The organism is Streptomyces sp. NPDC088157 (assembly GCF_044741545.1).
In the GTDB taxonomy this organism is placed as follows: domain Bacteria; phylum Actinomycetota; class Actinomycetes; order Streptomycetales; family Streptomycetaceae; genus Streptomyces.
Genome location: NZ_JBIUSU010000002.1, coordinates 880,346 through 898,666, shown reverse-complemented (window position 1 = coordinate 898,666; position 18,321 = coordinate 880,346). Strand labels below are relative to the sequence as shown.

Annotated in this window: 17 protein-coding genes and 1 pseudogene; 11 read left to right on the top strand and 7 right to left on the bottom strand. The window is 71.1% G+C overall.

The window, feature by feature from the left end; translation table 11 throughout:
• The first annotated feature begins 216 nt into the window (after positions 1-216).
• From ACIPFH_RS10265 to hutH, 3 genes are all read left to right on the top strand, one after another.
• Positions 217-1,020, top strand: coding sequence for an enoyl-CoA hydratase/isomerase family protein (locus ACIPFH_RS10265; protein WP_401825132.1), 804 nt, complete (start codon positions 217-219; stop codon positions 1,018-1,020).
• Between the two features lie 147 nt (positions 1,021-1,167).
• Positions 1,168-2,310, top strand: a complete 1,143-nt coding sequence (locus tag ACIPFH_RS10260; RefSeq protein ID WP_401824804.1) for a diguanylate cyclase domain-containing protein — start codon at positions 1,168-1,170, stop codon at positions 2,308-2,310.
• A 120-nt stretch (positions 2,311-2,430) separates the two neighbouring features.
• The gene (hutH, locus tag ACIPFH_RS10255) at positions 2,431-3,969 is read left to right on the top strand and encodes a histidine ammonia-lyase (RefSeq protein ID WP_401825131.1); all 1,539 of its coding nucleotides are present in this window, start codon (positions 2,431-2,433) and stop codon (positions 3,967-3,969) included.
• A gap of 103 nt (positions 3,970-4,072) precedes the next feature.
• Here the strand turns inward: hutH and ACIPFH_RS10250 are convergent, their stop codons facing one another.
• Both ACIPFH_RS10250 and ACIPFH_RS10245 read right to left on the bottom strand, forming a co-directional pair.
• The gene (locus ACIPFH_RS10250) at positions 4,073-4,858 is read right to left on the bottom strand and encodes a hypothetical protein (protein ID WP_401824802.1); all 786 of its coding nucleotides are present in this window, start codon (positions 4,856-4,858) and stop codon (positions 4,073-4,075) included.
• 42 nt (positions 4,859-4,900) lie between these two features.
• On the bottom strand, positions 4,901-5,269 hold the full coding sequence (locus ACIPFH_RS10245) for an LPXTG cell wall anchor domain-containing protein (RefSeq protein WP_401824801.1): 369 nt from the start codon (positions 5,267-5,269) through the stop codon (positions 4,901-4,903).
• Positions 5,270-5,378: 109 nt separating this feature from the next.
• On the opposite strand from ACIPFH_RS10245, the gene ACIPFH_RS10240 reads away from it, so the two are divergent.
• The 5 genes from ACIPFH_RS10240 to ACIPFH_RS10220 all read left to right on the top strand — a co-directional run bounded on the left by ACIPFH_RS10240 (position 5,379) and on the right by ACIPFH_RS10220 (position 10,488).
• Positions 5,379-5,735 (top strand): hypothetical protein, encoded by a 357-nt coding sequence (locus ACIPFH_RS10240; RefSeq protein ID WP_356249036.1) that lies wholly within the window; start codon positions 5,379-5,381, stop codon positions 5,733-5,735.
• 203 nt (positions 5,736-5,938) lie between these two features.
• On the top strand, positions 5,939-7,201 hold the full coding sequence (locus ACIPFH_RS10235; protein WP_401824799.1) for an Ig-like domain-containing protein: 1,263 nt from the start codon (positions 5,939-5,941) through the stop codon (positions 7,199-7,201).
• A 176-nt stretch (positions 7,202-7,377) separates the two neighbouring features.
• Entirely contained in the window at positions 7,378-8,829 is a 1,452-nt protein-coding gene (locus ACIPFH_RS10230) for an ABC transporter permease (protein WP_401824797.1), read from the top strand.
• Positions 8,830-8,875: 46 nt separating this feature from the next.
• Entirely contained in the window at positions 8,876-9,562 is a 687-nt protein-coding gene (locus ACIPFH_RS10225) for an ABC transporter ATP-binding protein (protein ID WP_401824795.1), read from the top strand.
• A 134-nt stretch (positions 9,563-9,696) separates the two neighbouring features.
• Positions 9,697-10,488: a group II truncated hemoglobin gene (locus ACIPFH_RS10220; protein WP_401824793.1), complete on the top strand. Its 792-nt coding sequence runs from the start codon at positions 9,697-9,699 to the stop codon at positions 10,486-10,488.
• 382 nt (positions 10,489-10,870) lie between these two features.
• Here ACIPFH_RS10220 and ACIPFH_RS10215 read toward each other — a convergent pair whose 3' ends face one another.
• Positions 10,871-11,776 (bottom strand): helix-turn-helix domain-containing protein, encoded by a 906-nt coding sequence (locus ACIPFH_RS10215; protein ID WP_401824791.1) that lies wholly within the window; start codon positions 11,774-11,776, stop codon positions 10,871-10,873.
• A 172-nt stretch (positions 11,777-11,948) separates the two neighbouring features.
• On the opposite strand from ACIPFH_RS10215, the gene ACIPFH_RS10210 reads away from it, so the two are divergent.
• Positions 11,949-12,989, top strand: coding sequence for an NAD(P)-dependent alcohol dehydrogenase (locus ACIPFH_RS10210; RefSeq protein WP_401824789.1), 1,041 nt, complete (start codon positions 11,949-11,951; stop codon positions 12,987-12,989).
• A 317-nt stretch (positions 12,990-13,306) separates the two neighbouring features.
• Here ACIPFH_RS10210 and ACIPFH_RS10205 read toward each other — a convergent pair whose 3' ends face one another.
• From ACIPFH_RS10205 to ACIPFH_RS10190, 4 genes are all read right to left on the bottom strand, one after another.
• Positions 13,307-14,200 (bottom strand): hypothetical protein, encoded by an 894-nt coding sequence (locus tag ACIPFH_RS10205; RefSeq protein WP_401824787.1) that lies wholly within the window; start codon positions 14,198-14,200, stop codon positions 13,307-13,309.
• A gap of 81 nt (positions 14,201-14,281) precedes the next feature.
• The gene (locus tag ACIPFH_RS10200) at positions 14,282-15,409 is read right to left on the bottom strand and encodes a serine hydrolase domain-containing protein (RefSeq protein ID WP_401824785.1); all 1,128 of its coding nucleotides are present in this window, start codon (positions 15,407-15,409) and stop codon (positions 14,282-14,284) included.
• A gap of 64 nt (positions 15,410-15,473) precedes the next feature.
• A complete protein-coding gene (locus ACIPFH_RS10195; RefSeq protein ID WP_401824783.1) occupies positions 15,474-16,178 on the bottom strand; it encodes a DUF4389 domain-containing protein in 705 nt (234 codons plus the stop codon).
• A 144-nt stretch (positions 16,179-16,322) separates the two neighbouring features.
• Complete coding sequence (locus ACIPFH_RS10190; RefSeq protein WP_401825168.1) at positions 16,323-16,532, bottom strand: hypothetical protein; 210 nt, start codon at positions 16,530-16,532, stop codon at positions 16,323-16,325.
• On the opposite strand from ACIPFH_RS10190, the pseudogene ACIPFH_RS10185 reads away from it, so the two are divergent.
• Together ACIPFH_RS10185 and ACIPFH_RS10180 are read left to right on the top strand one after the other, a co-directional pair.
• Positions 16,458-17,373 (top strand): annotated as a pseudogene (locus ACIPFH_RS10185) (enolase C-terminal domain-like protein); the annotation flags it as partial. The gene ACIPFH_RS10190 and the pseudogene ACIPFH_RS10185 overlap by 75 nt on opposite strands.
• Before the next feature lie 233 nt (positions 17,374-17,606).
• Positions 17,607-18,059, top strand: coding sequence for a DUF5707 domain-containing protein (locus ACIPFH_RS10180; protein WP_401824782.1), 453 nt, complete (start codon positions 17,607-17,609; stop codon positions 18,057-18,059).
• Positions 18,060-18,321 lie beyond the last annotated feature (262 nt).

Below are 18,321 nucleotides of genomic sequence, written 5' to 3'. Positions count from 1 at the left end.
CCGATGCGCCGGGGCGGACGCACGTTATGCGCTCCGGTGGGCGGTGCGGGGGGAGTTGGGCGACATGTCACTCGAACGGGTCGGCGGGGCCCGAACCGTGGGAGTGCGGGGAGCCGGTCCGCTCTTTCGTCTCCCGGTCCCGGCTGCGATGATCGGGTGAACGTTGTTAACCCGCGTTAACCGGAGGGTGTCGTGAGCGGTGTCGGGAGCGGTGTCATGGGCGAGGAGCGGTTCGGGGAGTTCGTCCTCGTACGGCGGCACGGGGACGGCGGGCACGTCGCCGAGCTGGTCCTCGACCGTCCGAAGGCCATGAACGCCGTCTCCACCGACATGGCCCGGTCGATCGCCGGGGCGTGCGCGGCACTGGGCGGGGACCGGGACGTACGGGTGGTCGTGCTGACCTCGACGCACGAGCGGGCGTTCTGCGTCGGCGCCGACCTGAAGGAGCGGAACTCCCTCAGCGACGCCGAACTGCTGCGGCAGAGGCCGCTCACGCGCGGCGCGTACACCGGGGTGCTGGAGCTTCCGGTGCCCACGGTCGCGGCGGTACACGGCTTCGCGCTGGGCGGCGGCTTCGAACTGGCGCTGGCCTGCGACGTGATCGTGGCCGACCCCACGGCCGTGGTCGGGCTGCCGGAGGTGTCGGTGGGCGTGATCCCCGGCGGTGGCGGCACCCAGCTGCTGCCGCGCCGGGTGGGGGCGGCCCGGGCGGCCGAGCTGGTCTTCACCGCGCGTCGGGTGGAGGCGGCCGAGGCGCGGGAACTGGGTCTGGTGGACGTCCTGGTGGAGGAGGGGCGGGACCGGACGGAGGCGCTGGAGCTGGCCGGGAGGATCGGCGGCAACTCGCCGGTGGGGCTGCGGGCGGCGAAGCGGGCGCTGCGCCTGGGGCAGGGGCTGGACCTGCGGGCCGGGCTCGAGGTCGAGGACGCGGCATGGCGGTCGGTGGCCTTCTCCGGGGACCGGGCGGAGGGAGTGGCGGCCTTCAACGAGAAGCGGAAGCCGCAGTGGCCCGGTGAGTGAGTGAGGGTGTGGGGGTGCGAGCGGGCGGGCCCGTGAGTGAGCGAGGGGATGGCGGCCGGGAGCCCGACACGCGGGCGGAGGTGCGCTTCTCACTCTCCGTGGCCCTTCGGTGTCCCCTTTCAGGCTGAATGTCCCTAGCCTGGGGAGATGGGTGACGACAGACGCCTGGAGGCCGTGGTGGCGCTCGCGCAGGGGATGGCGGCCGCGCACACCCCCCGCGAGTCCTGGCGTGCGGCGGCCCTCGGGGCCTGCCGCGCGCTGACCGGCGGCTTCGCGGCGCTCTCCGTGTGGGAGCGGGACCTCGGGCGGCTGCGCGTCCTGGTGAACGTGGGGGACCGGGCCGCCGACGAGGACGAGTTCCCGGACGGCGAGGCCTATCCGGTGCACCAGTTCCCCGAGATCACCGAGTTCCTGCACGAGCGCTGGGTGGCCGGCGGCGAGCCCAACGCCTGGGTGGAGACGGCGCAGGGGCCCGCCGCCGGGCGCCCCGGCTACTGCCACCAGAGGGTCGCGGCGCTGCGCCGACGGGGCCGGGGCTCCTGCGTGGTCGCGCCGATCGTGCTGCACGGCCGTGCCTGGGGCGAGCTGTACGTGGCCCGCCCTGCGGGCACCCTCGTCTTCGACCGGGCGGACGCCGACTTCGCGACCGTCCTCGCCGCCGTCGTCGCCGCCGGGCTCGCCCAGACCGAGCGGCTGGAGGAGGCCCGCCGCCTCGCCTTCACCGACGCCCTCACCGGTCTGGCGAACCGCCGCGCCGTCGACGTGAGGCTGGAGGAGGCGGTCGAGCGGCATCGCGTGGAAGGGATCGTCGTCAGCCTCGTCGTGTGCGACCTCAACGGGCTGAAGCGGGTCAACGACACCCGTGGGCACGCCGTCGGCGACCGGCTGCTGGAGCGGTTCGGGTCGGTGCTGTCGCTGTGCGGGGCCATGCTGCCCGGCGCGCTGGCCGCCCGGCTCGGCGGCGACGAGTTCTGTCTGCTGGCCGTCGGGTCGCCCGCCGACGGCGTCGTCAAGGTCGCCGACGACCTCTGCCGCCGGGCCGGCGAGCTGGAGCTCGGCGAGGGCGTGGCCTGCGGGGTCGCCTCCACCCAGGACCCCATCGGGCCCGTGACGTCGGCCCGCCGGCTGTTCCGGCTGGCCGACGCCGCCCAGTACCGGGCCAAGGCCGTGCGGGCCGCCCGGCCGGTGGTCGCCGGGCGGGAAGGCCCCGACGACCCCGTCGTGCGCCTCGCCGACGAGCCGCCCCACGAGCGGACGGCCGAGCGGCGGCGGTTCAGGGGCCGGCGCTGAGGGGGCGGTCGCCGAGGGTGTGACCCGATCACTCGAGGGTGTGACCCAATCGGTAAGGGGTGAACCGGGTACCCACTGGTGACATCCCGGTCTTCACTGCGTACGCTCCTGAATATGGATATGCACACTGTGGTGGTGGGGACGTCCGGGGTGACCGCGTCCGACGTACTCGCCGTGGCGCGCGACGGCGCCCGCATCGAGCTCTCGGCGGAGGCGGTGGCGGCCCTCGCCGCGGCCCGCGGGATCGTGGACGCGCTGGCCGCCAAGCCCGAGCCCGTCTACGGCGTCTCCACCGGGTTCGGCGCCCTCGCCACCCGGCACATCAGCCCGGAGCTGCGCGCCCAGCTCCAGCGCAACATCGTCCGCTCGCACGCCGCCGGCATGGGCCCGCGGGTCGAGCGCGAGGTCGTCAGGGCGCTGATGTTCCTGCGGCTGAAGACCGTCTGCTCCGGGCACACCGGCGTCCGGCCCGAGGTCGCGCAGACCATGGCCGACATCCTGAACGCCGGCATCACCCCGGTCGTGCACGAGTACGGCTCCCTGGGCTGCTCCGGCGACCTGGCCCCGCTCTCGCACTGCGCCCTGACGCTCATGGGCGAGGGCGACGCGGAGGGCCCGGACGGCGCCGTACGGCCCGCCGGCGAACTGCTCGCCGAGCACGGCATCGCCCCGGTCGAGCTGCGCGAGAAGGAGGGCCTGGCGCTCCTCAACGGCACCGACGGCATGCTCGGCATGCTGGTCATGGCCCTTGCCGACCTCGACATGCTCTACAAGTCCGCCGACGTCACGGCCGCGCTCAGCCTGGAGGCGCTGCTCGGCACCGACAAGGTGCTCGCCCCCGAACTGCACGCCATCCGCCCGCACCCGGGACAGGGCGCCTCGGCCGCCAACATGCTGGCCGTGCTCGCGGGTTCGGAACTCACCGGCCACCACCAGGACGACGCGCCCCGGGTCCAGGACGCCTACTCGGTGCGCTGCGCCCCGCAGGTCGCCGGCGCCGGCCGCGACACCATGGCGCACGCCCGGCTCGTCGCCGAGCGGGAGCTGGCCTCGGCCGTCGACAACCCGGTGGTGCTGCCCGACGGGCGCGTCGAGTCCAACGGCAACTTCCACGGCGCGCCGGTCGCCTACGTCCTGGACTTCCTCGCCATCGCCGTCGCCGACCTCGCCTCCATCGCCGAGCGGCGCACCGACCGGCTGCTGGACAAGAACCGCAGCCACGGCCTCCCGCCGTTCCTCGCGGACGACCCCGGCGTCGACTCCGGGCTGATGATCGCCCAGTACACGCAGGCCGCGCTGGTCAGCGAGCTGAAGCGGCTGGCCGTACCGGCGTCCGCCGACTCGATCCCGTCCTCCGCGATGCAGGAGGACCATGTGTCGATGGGCTGGTCCGCGGCCCGCAAGCTGCGCACCGCCGTCGACAACCTCACCCGCGTGATCGCCGTCGAGCTGTACGCCGCCACGCGCGGTGTGGAGCTGCGCGAGGGGCTGACCCCGGCTCCGGCGAGCCGGGCGGTCATCGAGGCCGTGCGCAAGGCGGGGGTGCAGGGCCCCGGCCCGGACCGGTTCCTCGCGCCCGACCTCGCGGCGGCGGACGCCTTCGTCCGCGACGGACGGCTCGTCGCCGCGGTGGAGACGGTCACCGGGCCGCTGCGGTAGAACGACGGGGCCCCGCCGCACGGATGTGACGGCGGGGCCCTGCGCGTCGCGCGGGTCGGCGAACCAGCGGGTCGGCCGGTGGGCGGGTCAGCGGATCAGCGGGTCACTTGAGTTTGGCGACCTGCGCGTCGACGACGGCCGCCGGGACGGCGCCCATGTCGCCGCCCTTGGCGAACGCGGCGAAGTTCACCGTGTAGAACGAGGCGACGGTGTTGCCCTTGCGCACCACCACGGTGTGGAAGGTGGCCGTCCCCTCGCCGTCCATGTCGACGTCCTCGGTGAACGCCACCGTCTCGTCACCCTTCGTGGCGCCCTTCTCGGCGGCGACCTTGGTGACCTTCGACTTCTCGCCGTCGGCCGCGAGGCCGTACCCGCCGACGCAGGCCGTCACGCCGTCGGAGACGGCCTTCATGGCCTTCTCGGCGCCGTCGCCCTCGTACGAGGAGAGACCCACGAACGTCATGTCGACGTCGAAGGCGTCCGCCAGGTCCTCGGGAGCCGTGGCGGCCGACGCCTTGTCCTCCGAGACCGTGTTACTGGCGTTCGCGTCCGTGTCGCCCGGGGCGAGAGCGGCCGTGGCCCAGGCGAGCGGGTCGCATGCCGGCTTGTCGGTCTTCACCTGCGCCTTGGAGGCCGGGAGGGTGTCATTGCCCGAGTCGACCTTGTAGCCCTTGACTTCGGCCTGCGTGAGCAGCAGCTTCTCCAGCTCGGCCGTGGTGAGCGCCTTCGCGGCCGGAGCCGACGAGGAGGAGGCGGCGGACGAGGAGGACGACGCCTTCGAGTCCGCGGTGTCCTTCGATCCCTCGTCCGAACACGCGGTCAGGAGGGAGAGCGACAGTGCGCCTATTGCGGCCGTGGCGCACAGCCGCGCCCCCGATGATCTCTTCATGGGCGAACTATGAAGAACCTGTCAAAGAACAGTCAAGTTAATTCAAAAACCCAGACGTTCCCGGCGAACGGAATAAACCACGAAACCCGCGCCCAGCGCGAGCAGGGTGGTTCCGCCGACGACGTACGGGGTCGTGTCGAAGCTTCCGGTGTCGGCGAGGCGGATGCCGTCGTCGGCCGTGGTCTCGGCCGCCGACTCGGCTGTCGTCCCCGTCGAGTCGGCGGCCCCGCTGTCGGCGGTGGTGACGGTCGTGGTGGTCGACGCGGCCCGGGCCTGGGTCGTGACCTGTGTCGTCGTGACCGTTCTGACCGGGGTGTCCTGGGACGCGTTCGCGGACGGGACGAACCACAGGGCGCCCAGCAGGGTCCCCGCGGCGGTGGCGGTCAGCAACGGACGTCGAGCGGATGACACGGAATATCGATCCCCTTGTGGCGCTGGCGAATTGGCCGTGTGGTCCGATGCTAATGAAAGTCACGGGTCGCGGGAAAGTTACGGGAGCTGTGAGCCGTACGCTCCGGCCATGAGTACTGAAGAGACATCACGTTTTGTACGGCTTCGGGTGGAGATCCTCCTCGAGGTGCACGACGAGGACGCCGTGACGAAGGCGGCGCTGCGGCGGCTCGCCGACGACGCGGAGGTCCCGGACGCCGAGCGCGCGCACACCGAGGGCGCTGTGACGGAGGACACCGCGGAGGCCCTCGCCTATCTCGTCGACCCGTTCGACCTGGTGGGCGAGGTCCCCGGGGTGGAGCTCCAGCAGGCCTCCTGGTCCAGCGAGCGGATCGATTACGACCCGGATTCGCCGGAGTGGGACCTGGACGAGGACGATGTCGGCGAGGATGGCGAGGCGGACGGTGAAGAGGACCGCATCGGCTGAGCGTTCCGGGAAACTCGTAGGCCCCGGACGGCAACCGCCGACCGGGGTTTCGTCGTCTCAGCAGACGCACGAACCGACACCCGCACCATCCGCGCGCCGCGAACGTGGCGTGCCCCACACCTTCGGGAATGTGGAACGGGACGAACCGGTCGTAGCGTTGATGTTCATGACGGGGACTCTCTGGGTTCTGGTATTCGGCAACGATGGAGAAGCGTGTGATGACGGACAGTAGGCGGCGTCGGGGTCTGATGACCGCGTCCGCCCTGCTCGGCGGGGTTCTGGTGCTCTCTGCGTGTTCCGGCGGTGGCAGTGACGCCGCCGACGGCAAGGGCAGCTCCTCGCAGGCCAAGGCCGACGAGGCGGCGGCCAAGAAGTCCTCCGAGGCCCAGATCAAGATCACGCCCGCGGACGGCTCGGACAACGCCTCCATCAACAACTCCGCGGCTGTCACGGTGAGCAAGGGCACGCTCACCGCGGTGACGATGACCACCTCCGAGGGCACCGCCGTCGAGGGCGCGCTCTCCGCCGACAAGACGAGCTGGAAGCCGAACGCCCAGCTGGAGCGCTCCACCACCTACAAGGTGGCGGCGGAGGCGAAGGACTCGGGCGGCCTCGTGGCACACGAGAACGCCTCCTTCACCACGGTCTCCCCGGACAACAGCTTCATAGGAAACTTCACGCCGGAGAACGGCTCGACGGTCGGCGTGGGCATGCCCGTGTCGATCAACTTCAACAAGGAGATCACCAACAAGGCGGCCGTGCAGAAGGGCGTCACGGTCACCTCCACCAGCGGTCAGGAGGTCGTCTGCCACTGGTTCTCCACCCAGCGGATGGACTGCCGTCCGGAGGACTACTGGAAGGAGAACTCCACCGTCACGCTGAAGCTCGCGCTCGACGGAGTGGAGGGCGCCAACGGCGTCTTCGGCGTCCAGCAGAAGACGGTCACCTTCAAGGTGGGCCGCAACCAGGTCTCCTACGTCGACGCGAAGACCAAGCAGATGAAGATCACGCACAACGGCGCGGTCATCAAGACCATCCCGATCTCCGCCGGTTCGCCCGACAACAAGACGTACGAGGGCCAGATGGTGATGTCGGAGAAGTTCAAGGAGACGCGCATGAACGGCGCGACCGTGGGCTTCACCGATGACGACGGCAAGGGCGAGTACGACATCAAGGACGTGCCGCACGCCATCCGCCTCACCAACTCCGGCACCTTCGTGCACGGCAACTACTGGGGCGCGAAGTCCATCTTCGGCTCGGTGAACACCAGCCACGGCTGTGTGGGCCTGTCCGACACCAAGGGTGCCAACGACTCGGGCACGGCGGGCTACTGGTTCTACACCAACTCGATCGTCGGTGACGTCGTGGTGGTCAAGAACACCGGTGACAAGACCGTGGCCCCGGACAACGGCCTCAACGGCTGGAACATGGACTGGGCGCAGTGGAAGGCCGGTTCGGCCGTCTGAGGTAGCTCCTGACGATCCGACGGCCGACCCGACGGGTCGGCCCGACAGTTCTCGCACAGCTCTCCGGTGCCGCCCTCAGGGGCGGCATCGGTGTTTCCGGGGCCGGTCACAGCCTTCTCATCATTCTCTTATTTCGGCCTTATCCCTTCATCACGCGCCGTACCTACCGTGCGGCCATGTTCTTCACCTACCTGAGGCGCGAACTGCGCCGCCGCAGAAAAGCGGCCCTCGTCGTCGCCTCCGGGCTCGCGCTGGGCATCGCGCTGGTCATCGTGGTCACCTCCGTGTCCTCCGGCATGGGGAAGGCCCAGGACAAGGTCCTCCAGTCCCTGTACGGCCTCGGTACGGACATGACGGTCACCAAGGCGGCCTCGCCCACCGCGAGCGCCTCGGACCGCCCGCGCTTCCAGTTCGACGCGCAGGACGACTCCGACGCGGAGCAGAGCACCGACCGCGTCATGGTGCAGGGCTTCCAGACCCTGTCGACAGCGACCGTCACCAAGGTCGGCAAGCAGGGCGGGGTCTCCGACGCGGTCGGCGGCCTGAGCCTCCAGGTCCTCAAGGTCAACGGCCAGTTCACCCGCGGCCAGTTCCAGCAGAACGACAACGCGGGCGGCGGCGGCCGGCAGGGCGGCGGCGGCAACGGCCAGCCGCAGGGTGAAGTGCGGGGCGGCGGCGCCAACTTCGACGTCAACAGCTACTCCGTCTACGGCACCGACGTCACCCGGCCGGCGCTCGGACCGCTGACCTCCTCGACGATCACCAGCGGCCGTACCTTCAAGACCTCGGAGAACAACGGCAAGGTCGCCGTCCTCGACTCCGCGTACGCCAAGGAGAAGTCGCTCAAGGTCGGCTCCACGCTCACCATCAGCAGTGTCAAGTTCTCGGTGATCGGCGTGGCCACGGCCGACAGCGGTGACGCAGCCGCCAACGTCTACATCCCGCTGACCCAGGCCCAGACCCTCAGCGACTCCAAGGACAAGGTCACGACGATCTACGTCAAGGCGACCGACTCCCAGAAGATCGACAGCGTCAAGTCCACGATCCAGAAGAACGTCTCCGGCACGACCGTGACGACCTCCGCCGACCTCGCGGACACCGTCTCCGGCTCCCTCTCCACGGCCTCCTCGCTCGCCACCAACGTCGGCAAGTGGCTGTCCATCGCGGTCCTGATCGCCGCCTTCCTGGTCGCCGGTCTGCTCACCTCCTCGGCGGTCTCCCGCCGCGTCCGTGAGTTCGGCACGCTGAAGGCGCTGGGCTGGAAGTCCGGCCGGGTCACCCGGCAGGTCGTCGGTGAGGCCATGGTCAACGGTCTGCTGGGCGGCGCCCTCGGCATCGCGCTGGGCCTGGCCGGCGCGTACGTCGTGACCGCGATCAGTCCCACGCTCCAGGCCCAGCTGGGCGGCGGTGGCGGCCAGGGCGGCCCCGGCGGTGGCGGCGGCTTCGGCGGTCCCGGTCGCCAGGCGGCGGCCAAAACCCTCGACGTGGCGCTGACGGCGCCCGTGAGCGTCACGACGGTCGCCATCGCGGTGGGCCTCGCCGTGGCCGGCGGTCTGATCGCGGGAGCGTTCGGCGGCTGGCGCGCCTCGCGGCTGCGCCCCGCGGACGCGCTGCGCCGCGTCGAGTAGCCGCACCGCCCCAACCCTCATACGCAACCCAGGAGTTGTTGTCCCCATGTACGAACTCAGAGGCGTCACCAAGCGCTACAGCCGGGGCAAGGAGACGGTCCACGCCCTCGACGGCGTCGACCTGACCATCGCGGACGGCGACCGGCTCGTCATCCAGGGCCCCACGGGCGGCGGCAAGTCCACGCTGCTCCAGATGATCGGCGCGCTCGACCGGCCCACCGAGGGCGAGATCGTCCTCGACGGCGTCGACCTGGCCAAGCTCTCCGAGGCCAGGCTGACGAAGGTGCGCAGCGAGAACATCGGCTTCGTCTTCCAGTCCTTCAACCTCATCCCGACGCTCAACGCGCAGGAGAACGTCGAGACGGCGCTCGTCCCGCTCGGCGTGAAGGTCAAGGAGCGGCGCGAACGGGCCGCCGAGGCGCTGAGGTCCGTAGGCCTGGGGGAGCGCCTCCGACACCTCCCGTCCGAGATGTCCGGCGGCCAGCAGCAGCGCGTCGCGATCGCCCGCGCGCTGGTGAAGCAGCCGAAGGTGCTGCTCGCCGACGAGCCCACCGGCAACCTCGACGAGAGCATGCGCGACGAGATCATGGACGTGCTGTACACCATGTGGAAGGAGCACGGGCTGACCTTCATCATGGTCACCCACGACTCCGCGATCGCGAAGAAGGCTCCGCGCCTGGCCACGATCCGCAAGGGCAGGATCACGGTGAAGGAGAACGCCGCGGCGAAGTGAGCGTGTCCCGCGGCGCGTCCGGTGACCGCCCTGCGGCCGGGCACCGGACGATCGGGCCGCCGGTTCGCTGAGCGCTGAGCGAACGCCTGCCGGAAGGCGAGCCTCCGGCGGGCTGTTCGTGCTTGCGTGGCCCCATGACGGCACCCGAGACAGCCACGCCCCGCACCACGGTCGAGTACATCCGGTACCGCGTCCCGCAGGAGCGGTCCGCGGAGTTCCTGGCCGCGTACACCCAAGCCGCGCGAGAGCTCGCCGCCTCCCCGCACTGCGTCGACTACGAACTCGCCCGCTGCGAGGAGGACTTCGGACACTTCATCCTGCGGATCACCTGGACGTCGACCGAGGACCACCTGGAGGGTTTCCGCACCTCGGACCTGTTCCCCGCCTTCCTCGCGGAGATCCGGCCGTACGTCGGGGCCATCGACGAGATGCGGCACTACAAGGCCACCTCGGTACGCGGGACGGGCTCCGCCGTGCCCACGCTGTACGAGTGGGCCGGCGGGGCGGAGGCCTTCGCCCGGCTCACGGAGGCCTTCTACACCAAGGTGCTCCGCGACGATCTGCTCGCGCCGGTCTTCGCGGGCCTCGCCCCCGAGCACGCCGAGCATGTCGCCCTCTGGCTCGCGGAGGTCTTCGGCGGGCCGGGGGCCTACTCGGCGACCCAGGGCGGCCACAGCCACATGGTGGCCAAGCACTTCGGACGGGACATCACCGAGCCCCAGCGCCGCCGCTGGGTCAACCTCATCCAGGACGCCGCCGACGAGGCGGGTCTGCCGACCGACGCCGAGTTCCGGTCGGCGTTCCTCGCCTACGTGGAATGGGGCACGCGGCTCGCCGTCCACTTCTCCGGCCCGGACGCCAAGCCGCCGGCCGAGCAGCCGGTGCCGAAGTGGGGATGGGGCGCGGCTCCGCCCTACCAGGGCTGACACGCCTGTCCGGGCGGACGTGGCCCGTCCGGGCGGACGTGGCCTGTCCGGGCGGACGTGGCCTGTCCGGGCGGACGCGGCTCGGCCGGGCCCGTGACCCGGGCGCCCGCTCAGGGTCCGGGGGCCGCTGAGGCGCCGCCACGGGTCAGGCCCGCGGCGGCGCGAGAGGGACGACTGCCGACAGGAGGAGTCCGGCCGGGGAAGAGGCGACGGCCGTTCGGAGGGGAGACTGGCCGTGGGAGAGGCGACGGCCGTTCGGAGGGGAGACTGGCCGTGGGAGAGGCGACGGCCGTTCGGAGGGGAGACTGGCCGTGGGAGAGGCGACGGCCGGCAGACTGGAGTCCGGCCGTGGAGCAGGCGACTGCCGGCGGGAGGGGGACTTTCAGGCGGACGGTGTCTGGGCGCCGGTTCCCGCCCGCGTCGCGTCCGCGCCCCAGCTCGCCAGCAACCGCAACGCCTCCGCCGAGGTCGACCCCGGCTCCGCGTGATACGTCACCAGCGACTGTTCGCCGTCGCCCGCCAGCCTGAACCCCTCGAAGTGCAGGGAGAGTTCGCCGACCAGCGGATGCCTCAACTCCTTGACCCCATGGCTCTTCTCCTTGACGTCATGGGTCGCCCAGAGCCGCCGGAAGTCCTCGCTCTTCACCGACAGCTCGCCCACCAGCGCGGAGAGCCGCGGGTCGTCGGGATAGCAGCCCGCGTCCATGCGCAGGACGCAGACGATGTCGATCGCCTTCTGCTCCCAGTCCACGAAGAGGTCCTGGTAGTCGGGGCGCAGGAAGACCAGCCGAGCCCAGTTGCGCTCCGCCACCGGCAGCTCCGCCCAGTCGCCGAAGACCGCCGCCGCCATCCGGTTCCAGCCCAGGATCTCCGAGCGCCGCCCGACCAGGTACGCCGGCACCGAGTCCATCGTGTCCAGCAGTTGCAGCAGCGCGGACCGTACCTGCTGGGGCCGCCCGCTCTGCTTCTTCTTGTGCTTCGGCTTCGCCAGATGGGTGAGATGCGCGTGCTCGGCGTCGGAGAGCCGCAGGGCGCGGGCGATCGAGTCCAGCACCTCCGCCGACACGTTCCGCCCGTTGCCCTGCTCCAGACGCGTGTAGTACGCCACCGACACCCCGGCCAGCTGCGCCAGCTCCTCGCGCCGCAGCCCCGGCACCCTGCGGTGCCGCCCGAAGTCCGGCAGCCCCACGTCCTCGGGCTTCAGCCGGGCCCGCCGGGTGCGCAGGAACTCGCTGAGCTCGGCACGCCGGTCCAGGGAGGCGCCGGGCGGTTCGGGGCGTTCGTCCATGCCGTCCAGTATTCACGGTCGTACGCACACCATCCTGACCCCGCCAGTGGTAGGCACAGCAGACGTACGCAGAAGCGTGGCCTGGGTGAATCCCACGCCATGGGGCAGGCTGGCCGCCGTACCGGCCCAAAGGCAGGCCGGAACACGAACCCCCCGCTAGGAGATCCCCGGCATGACCACCGTAGCCGCGTACGCCGCACCCGCCGCCAAGGCTCCGCTGGAGCGCACGACGATCGAACGCCGACCGGTGCGCGAGTTCGACGTCCTGATCGACATCGAGTTCGCCGGCATCTGTCACTCGGACATCCACCAGGCCAGGGAGGGCTGGGGCGAGGCGATCTTCCCGATGGTGCCCGGCCACGAGATCGCGGGCGTCGTCTCCGAGGTCGGCCCCGGCGTCACCAGGTTCGCCGTCGGCGACCGGGTGGGCGTCGGCTGCCTCGTGGACTCCTGCCGCGAGTGCGACAACTGCAAGGCGGGCCTCGAGCAGTACTGCACCGGCGGCAGCGTCGGCACGTACAACGCCGTCGGCAAGGACGGCGAGCCCACCTACGGCGGTTACGCGCAGAAGATCGTCGTCGACGAGAACTACGTCGTCCGCATTCCCGACGGCCTCAAGCTCGACGAGGCCGCGCCCCTGCTCTGCGCCGGCATCACCACGTACTCCCCGCTCAAGCACTGGAACGCCGGCCCCGGCAAGAAGGTCGCCATCCTCGGCATGGGCGGCCTCGGCCACATGGGCGTCAAGATCGCGCACGCCCTCGGCGCCGAGGTGACCGTGCTGTCCCAGTCCCTGCGCAAGAAGGACGACGGGCTGAAGCTGGGCGCCGACCACTACTACGCCACCAGCGACGAGAAGACCTTCGAGGAACTGCGGGGCACCTTCGACCTCATCCTCTCCACGGTCTCCGCCCCGCTGAACCTGGACGCCTACCTGTCCCTGCTGAAGACGGACGGCGCCTTCGTGAACGTCGGCGCGCCCGAGGAGCCCGTCGCGCTCAACCTGTTCTCGGTGATCGCCGGCCGCAAGACCCTCGCCGGCTCCGGCATCGGCGGCATCCAGGAGACCCAGGAGATGCTGGACTTCTGCGCCGAGCACGGCTTCGGCGCCGAGATCGAGCTGATCAGCGCCGACCAGATCAACGAGGCGTACGAGCGGGTGCTCGCCAGCGACGTCCGCTACCGCTTCGTGATCGACACGTCCACGATCTGACGGACCTCGCGACGGACCTCGCGACGGACCTCGCGACGGACCTCGCGACGGACCTCGCGACGGACCTCGCGACGGGTCGGTGACGGTTCTCGTCCTGCCGGACCCGTGCCGGGCCCGACGGTCCTCGCGGCTTCCCGACCGTGAGTGGAGTGGGGCCCTCGGCGACTGCGCCGGGGGCCCTTCGGGCTCTGGCGGCACGGGTACCGGGCGCCTGAGGGCTGCCGTCGGCCCCTAGCCGGCGGCCCACGGCAGAGCCCCGGCAGAATCGGGGCGCAGGCGTGAGGCGCCGGCCTGGTTTTCGGTCCCGGGCCCCGGACTCAGGCCACGGGGAACGACTCGCCGTCGCCGTAGGACCGTACGAGGACTCCGCCGCCCGGAGCGGGACGCACGGAATGGGCCCGTCCGAGCCCGGCCACCCGCGCGCGACCCTCGCCGCCCTCGCCCCCGACCTCCACCAGCGTGTTCTCGTCGATGGCCACCCCGTGTGCGAGCCGTCCACCCGCCACGACCGCGGCCAGCCGCCCCAACGTCCCCCACTGAGCGGCATGGTTGTCCACCCCGAACGGCACGAGCCCCAGCCCGGGCCGGACCTCGATCTCCTCGAGATCCTCGGCGGTGTCCGGCGGGCACACGGCGACCCCGTCCATCAGCCACCCCCCGACCACCGCGTCCCGCCCGGCGATCGCGGCTCCCGCGGAGAACCCGGCATAGGGGACGCCACGACGGGCGAGCGAGGAAGGCAGGGCCGGCGGCGTCGGCGGCGAGGTGCGGCCCCCGGCGAACGCTTCCTGATACGCGGGCGTCAGCCCACCGCAGACGATCACCCCGTCCACGTCCTCGGGGACCGCGCCGGCGTCCACCCGCTCCCCGACCGGCACCAGCAACGCTACGGGCGTGCAGTTCCCGGCCTTCCGCAACGCGACGTCGTACCGGGCGAACTGCTCGGCTCCGTCGCCCTCGTCGACGATCACACAGAGGATGCGGGGGGTCGGCCCCAAGCCGGTCCCGGATTCGGTCGTGCTTCCGGAACCGGTCGTGCTCCCGGAACCGGAACCGGAGCCGGTCCCGGATTCGGGGCGGGATCCGGGGCCGGACGCCGTAGAAGCGGCGGCGCGCAGAAACGGCCCGTAGACGACGTCGGCGACCGTCTCGTCCCACCCGCCACCGATCAGAAACACCTGGCCGCCACCGCTCCGCGTAACGCTGCTCACGCGCACTTCCCCCCTGGGTTCATCGACGACTCGGGCAAGTAACTCACGAAGTTCCGCCGGTCCGGGGCGGGGCGCGCCCCCTCAGCCATCGGCCCGGAGGCCCTGGAGACCGTCGTAGGCGGCCATCACGATGTCCAGTCCCCGGGTGTCTTCCGCGGGTTCCCGCATCTGATTGGTCACGTAGGCCACCACCAGGCGCGACTCGGGTTCGATCATGACCGTGGAACCGCCCCAGCCGCCCCACCCGTACGTGCCGCCGAACCGCCCGTAGCCCAGGCCCCAGCTGATCGGCATGCCCAGCCTGCGGTCCTCGCCGCTGAACTGCTCCTCCCAGGCACGGTCACAGCCCGCCCGCGACAGCAGCCGCACCCCGCGCACCGAACCCCCGCAGGCCATCGCCGACTGGACGAGGGCGACCGAGCGGGCGTTGCCGAAGCCGCTCGCCGCCGGGATCTGCGCCCGGCGCCAGGCCACGCTGTTGCCGTCGCGGACCCGGATCGCGGTCGGGGTGATGGCGGAACCCGGTGCGGGCGTGGCCGGGGCGCCGGGCGCACTCGCCGTGTAGTCCTCGTCCCGGGACGGCGGCGGGACCGTCGGCGCCACCCGGTGGTCGTGCTCGGCCGACAACCCCATGTGGAAGTCCGCGTCCAGGGGTCCTGCGATCTCGTCGGCGAAGAACTCACCCGGGTTCCGGCCGGTGATCCGGCGTACGACCTCGCCCACGAGGAATCCCTGGGTGAGCGAGTGGTACCCGGCCGCGCTGCCCGGCTTCCACTGCGGAGTCTGCGCGGCCAGTCGGGCCGTCGCGGCCGGCCAGTCGTAGATCTCCGCCACCGGGCCGTCCCAGTCGGGCAGCCCCGCGGTGTGCGAGAGCAGGTGCCGTACCAGCACGGCCTCCTTGCCCGCCGCGGCGAACTCCGGCCAGTACCGGGCGACCGGTGCGTCCGGATCGAGCTCGCCCCGGTCGGCCAGAACCAGCGCGCACAGCGCCGTCATCGTCTTCGTGACGGAGTAGACGTTCACGAGGGTGTCCCGCTGCCACGGGATTCCGCGCGCCACGTCGGCGGACCCGCCCCAGACATCCACCACCGGCTCACCGTCCACGAAGACGGCCACCGAGCCGCCCGCGTCTCCGCCGTCCAGCAGCGCGGCCAGTGCGGTGGGCACCGCGGCGAACAGATCGTCGTACGAGCCCTGAATGTCAGCCATGCCCGTCATTCAGCCCCCACCGAACCGTCGGAGGCAACCGAAATACCTCCGGCGGCTCCAGCCGCTACGGTCCTGAGTCGCCGGAGCCGCCTGCCGAGGTCTTCGTCAGCGGGGGCGGCGAGGCCTGCGCGCCCATGTCGAGGCGGAACGGCGGATACACATCGGTCATCAGCGCCGCATAGGCGGCCACCCGCGCGACCCAGCGGGCCAGCCCGATCAGGAAGTCGAAGAGGTGAACCGGGTAACGGCCGGTGACCGCCAGAATGACCACGGCGACCAGCGAGAGGAAGTAGACCAGGCCCCCGCCGTGCCAACAGTCCGACTCTCCCCAGCCCCACCCCCAGTCGCCGACGAACATCCCCACGACGATGTACTGCGGAATGGCCAGCAGCCACCACTTCACCAGGACCAGGCCGCGGGACAGGCGCTCGGGGTAGGCGACGTCGAAGTGGGCCGGGTAGTCGGCCACTTCGGCGAGGGTGAACGGCGGGTACCGGTCGGTGCCGAGCGCGGTGTGGGCGTAGTAACCGACGCGCCAGTTCCAGCGCAGCACGCCGACACTGAAGTCGAAGAGCGACCGGGGGTACCGGCCGGTGAACAGGATGGCGAAGAACGCGACCACGGTCACGAAGAAGAACGCGATCCACAGGAAGAACAGCACGATGTAGTGCGGGATGGCGAGGAGCCACTTCACCAGCCACAGCCATCTGGACAACCGAGGATCGAGAAACGCCTCGAGCCGGACGGGTGACCCGGCGACCGGATTCATGTGGATCAGCTCCTTTCGAGCGCCCCCGCCCCGGCGGCCACCGACCGTGTCCTGGCCCGAACGGGCCGACGGCCAGGTGGTTTCCTGATCATGAACTCAGGCTCGCACAGGAAGAGGCAGGCTGCGACCGGGCCCCGGCTCGCCTCAGAGCAGCAGCGGAAGGCTCACGAGCGCCGCGCCGCCGGCGCCGAGCGCCGCCAGGAGCGATCCGGGCCAGTTGCCCGACTGGGCGTAGGTCAGCAGCCCTGCCAGCAGTCCCGCCACCACCGCGGCCAGGGGGACGGCGTGACCGGCCTCGGCGACGCCACACTGAACGGCCGGGAACTGGCCGTGCAGGCCTATCTGGACAGCCATGTCGTCCCCCTCATCCTCGGAAGCGACGCCTCGCGCATCGAGGACACCTGGCGGTACCTCTACCTCGGTGTACGGGGTGGCCGCCTCCGGCGCGGGGGGTGGAGAACGCTACGACTACGAGCCCGCGCGCCGCGCCGCCACCGGCGGGCGGCCCCTCCCGGCGGTGGAGACCTGGGACACGCGTGCGTATCTGCGGCACATGCCGTCCGTCTTCGAGGCCGTCCGGGCGGAGTTCGGTCCCGAACTGCCGCTGCTGCACGACGGTCACCACCGGATGACGCCGATCCAGGCCGCTCAGCTGGGCAAGGCGCTGGAACCGTACGACCTGCTCTGGCTGGAGGACGCGACGCCCGCGGAGGACCAGGCGGCGCTGCGCCTGATCCGGCAGCACACGACGACACCGTTGGCGATCGGCGAGGTCTTCAACTCGGTGTACGACTACACCACGTTGCTGAGCGAGCGGCTGATCGACTACGTGCGCTCCGCCGTCACCCCCACCGGTGGTGTCACCGCCATGAAGAAGCTGCTCGATCTCGCGGACGTCTACGGCGTCAGGTCCGGGATGCACGGCCCGACCGACATCTCCCCGGTGGGCATGGCCGCGGCGCTCCATCTGGATCTGGCCGTCCACAACTTCGGCATCCAGGAGTACATGCAGCACTCCGAGCGGACGCTGGAGGTCTTCCAGAGCTCCTTCCGGTTCGAGAACGGACTGCTGCACCCGTCCGACACCCCGGGCCTGGGAGTCGAACTCGACACCGAGGCGGCCCGTCACTTCCCGTACGAGCAGGCGTACCTGCCGGTCAACAGGCTGTTGGACGGAACCGTGCACGACTGGTGAACCGACGCCAGTCCCGAACGGCCCGACATCCCCGGCGGCCTGCCCGACCCCGACGGGGATCTGCCTGTCCGCGCCTTCCGGGACGGGCGCGGGGTTCTCGTCCGGTGGGCCTACTCAGGCCGTGTTGAGTAGGTGGGCTCATGCCCGACGGGCCTTGCGCGGCGAGTATCGGTGAAGCGGCGCAGACGTGAAGCGCCGGCCCGATCCAGCTGAAGACAGTTGCGGAGAATCTCATGTCCCGACGTATTGCTCTGTCCGTGGCCGCCGGTGTCGTTGTCCTCGGCGGTGCCGGCGCCTTCGCCCTCGCCCACGCCGGGGAGCAGCCTCCGGCGCTGACGGACAGCGCTGCCCGCTACACCGCTCCCGTCGGCGAACGCGACGGCTCGTTGACCTTCGTCACCGACGTCACGGCGTCTTCCGGAGTGAAGAGCGTGAAGGTGCTGGCGTGGCCGGAGAGCTCGTCCTTCGCCAAGAAGGAACTGACCGCGAAGGACATGGCCCACGTGGAGTCGGCCGTCTGCAAGCCTTCCGGCGCCGACACCGTGCGCTGCGCCTACACCGTCAAGGTCACCGGTTCCGATGCCGAGTCGTCGCCGCGCGGTGTCTGGCACGTCGCTGTCCTGGCCACCGCGCAGGACGGCACCACGACACTGGACCGCGAGGCGACCGACTTCACCGTCGGCTAGCAGGGTCGGCCGGTCGAGGAACACCGGCCGGGTGAGCAGGTGATCGCCTGCCCGCCGTACACCGATCACGACGCCCGAAGCCGTCGGCCCGCCGCCCACCGGAGACGGCGACAGAGCCGTACACACGTGGACCTGGGGCCTTTCGTTCGGATCAGGACGGCAAGGGACGGTGCCAGGCACGCGAGCCCGGCCTGATCCGAACGAGAGGCCCTCACCCCTTTCAAGGACCGCTCAAGGCGTGTCGCCCGTCACGAACGTCCCG

Bases quoted from the DNA above. Each gene is read 5' to 3' on its own strand.
- ACIPFH_RS10265 (WP_401825132.1), top strand. From the start codon at position 217: ATGGGCGAGGAGCGGTTCGGGGAGTTCGTCCTCGTACGGCGGCACGGG.
- ACIPFH_RS10260 (WP_401824804.1), top strand. From the start codon at position 1,168: ATGGGTGACGACAGACGCCTGGAGGCCGTGGTGGCGCTCGCGCAGGGG.
- hutH (WP_401825131.1), top strand. From the start codon at position 2,431: ATGCACACTGTGGTGGTGGGGACGTCCGGGGTGACCGCGTCCGACGTA.
- ACIPFH_RS10250 (WP_401824802.1), bottom strand. From the start codon at position 4,858: ATGAAGAGATCATCGGGGGCGCGGCTGTGCGCCACGGCCGCAATAGGC.
- ACIPFH_RS10240 (WP_356249036.1), top strand. From the start codon at position 5,379: ATGAGTACTGAAGAGACATCACGTTTTGTACGGCTTCGGGTGGAGATC.
- ACIPFH_RS10235 (WP_401824799.1), top strand. From the start codon at position 5,939: ATGGAGAAGCGTGTGATGACGGACAGTAGGCGGCGTCGGGGTCTGATG.
- ACIPFH_RS10230 (WP_401824797.1), top strand. From the start codon at position 7,378: ATGTTCTTCACCTACCTGAGGCGCGAACTGCGCCGCCGCAGAAAAGCG.
- ACIPFH_RS10225 (WP_401824795.1), top strand. From the start codon at position 8,876: ATGTACGAACTCAGAGGCGTCACCAAGCGCTACAGCCGGGGCAAGGAG.
- ACIPFH_RS10220 (WP_401824793.1), top strand. From the start codon at position 9,697: ATGACGGCACCCGAGACAGCCACGCCCCGCACCACGGTCGAGTACATC.
- ACIPFH_RS10215 (WP_401824791.1), bottom strand. From the start codon at position 11,776: ATGGACGAACGCCCCGAACCGCCCGGCGCCTCCCTGGACCGGCGTGCC.
- ACIPFH_RS10210 (WP_401824789.1), top strand. From the start codon at position 11,949: ATGACCACCGTAGCCGCGTACGCCGCACCCGCCGCCAAGGCTCCGCTG.
- ACIPFH_RS10200 (WP_401824785.1), bottom strand. From the start codon at position 15,409: ATGGCTGACATTCAGGGCTCGTACGACGATCTGTTCGCCGCGGTGCCC.
- ACIPFH_RS10195 (WP_401824783.1), bottom strand. From the start codon at position 16,178: ATGAATCCGGTCGCCGGGTCACCCGTCCGGCTCGAGGCGTTTCTCGAT.
- ACIPFH_RS10190 (WP_401825168.1), bottom strand. From the start codon at position 16,532: ATGGCTGTCCAGATAGGCCTGCACGGCCAGTTCCCGGCCGTTCAGTGT.
- ACIPFH_RS10180 (WP_401824782.1), top strand. From the start codon at position 17,607: ATGTCCCGACGTATTGCTCTGTCCGTGGCCGCCGGTGTCGTTGTCCTC.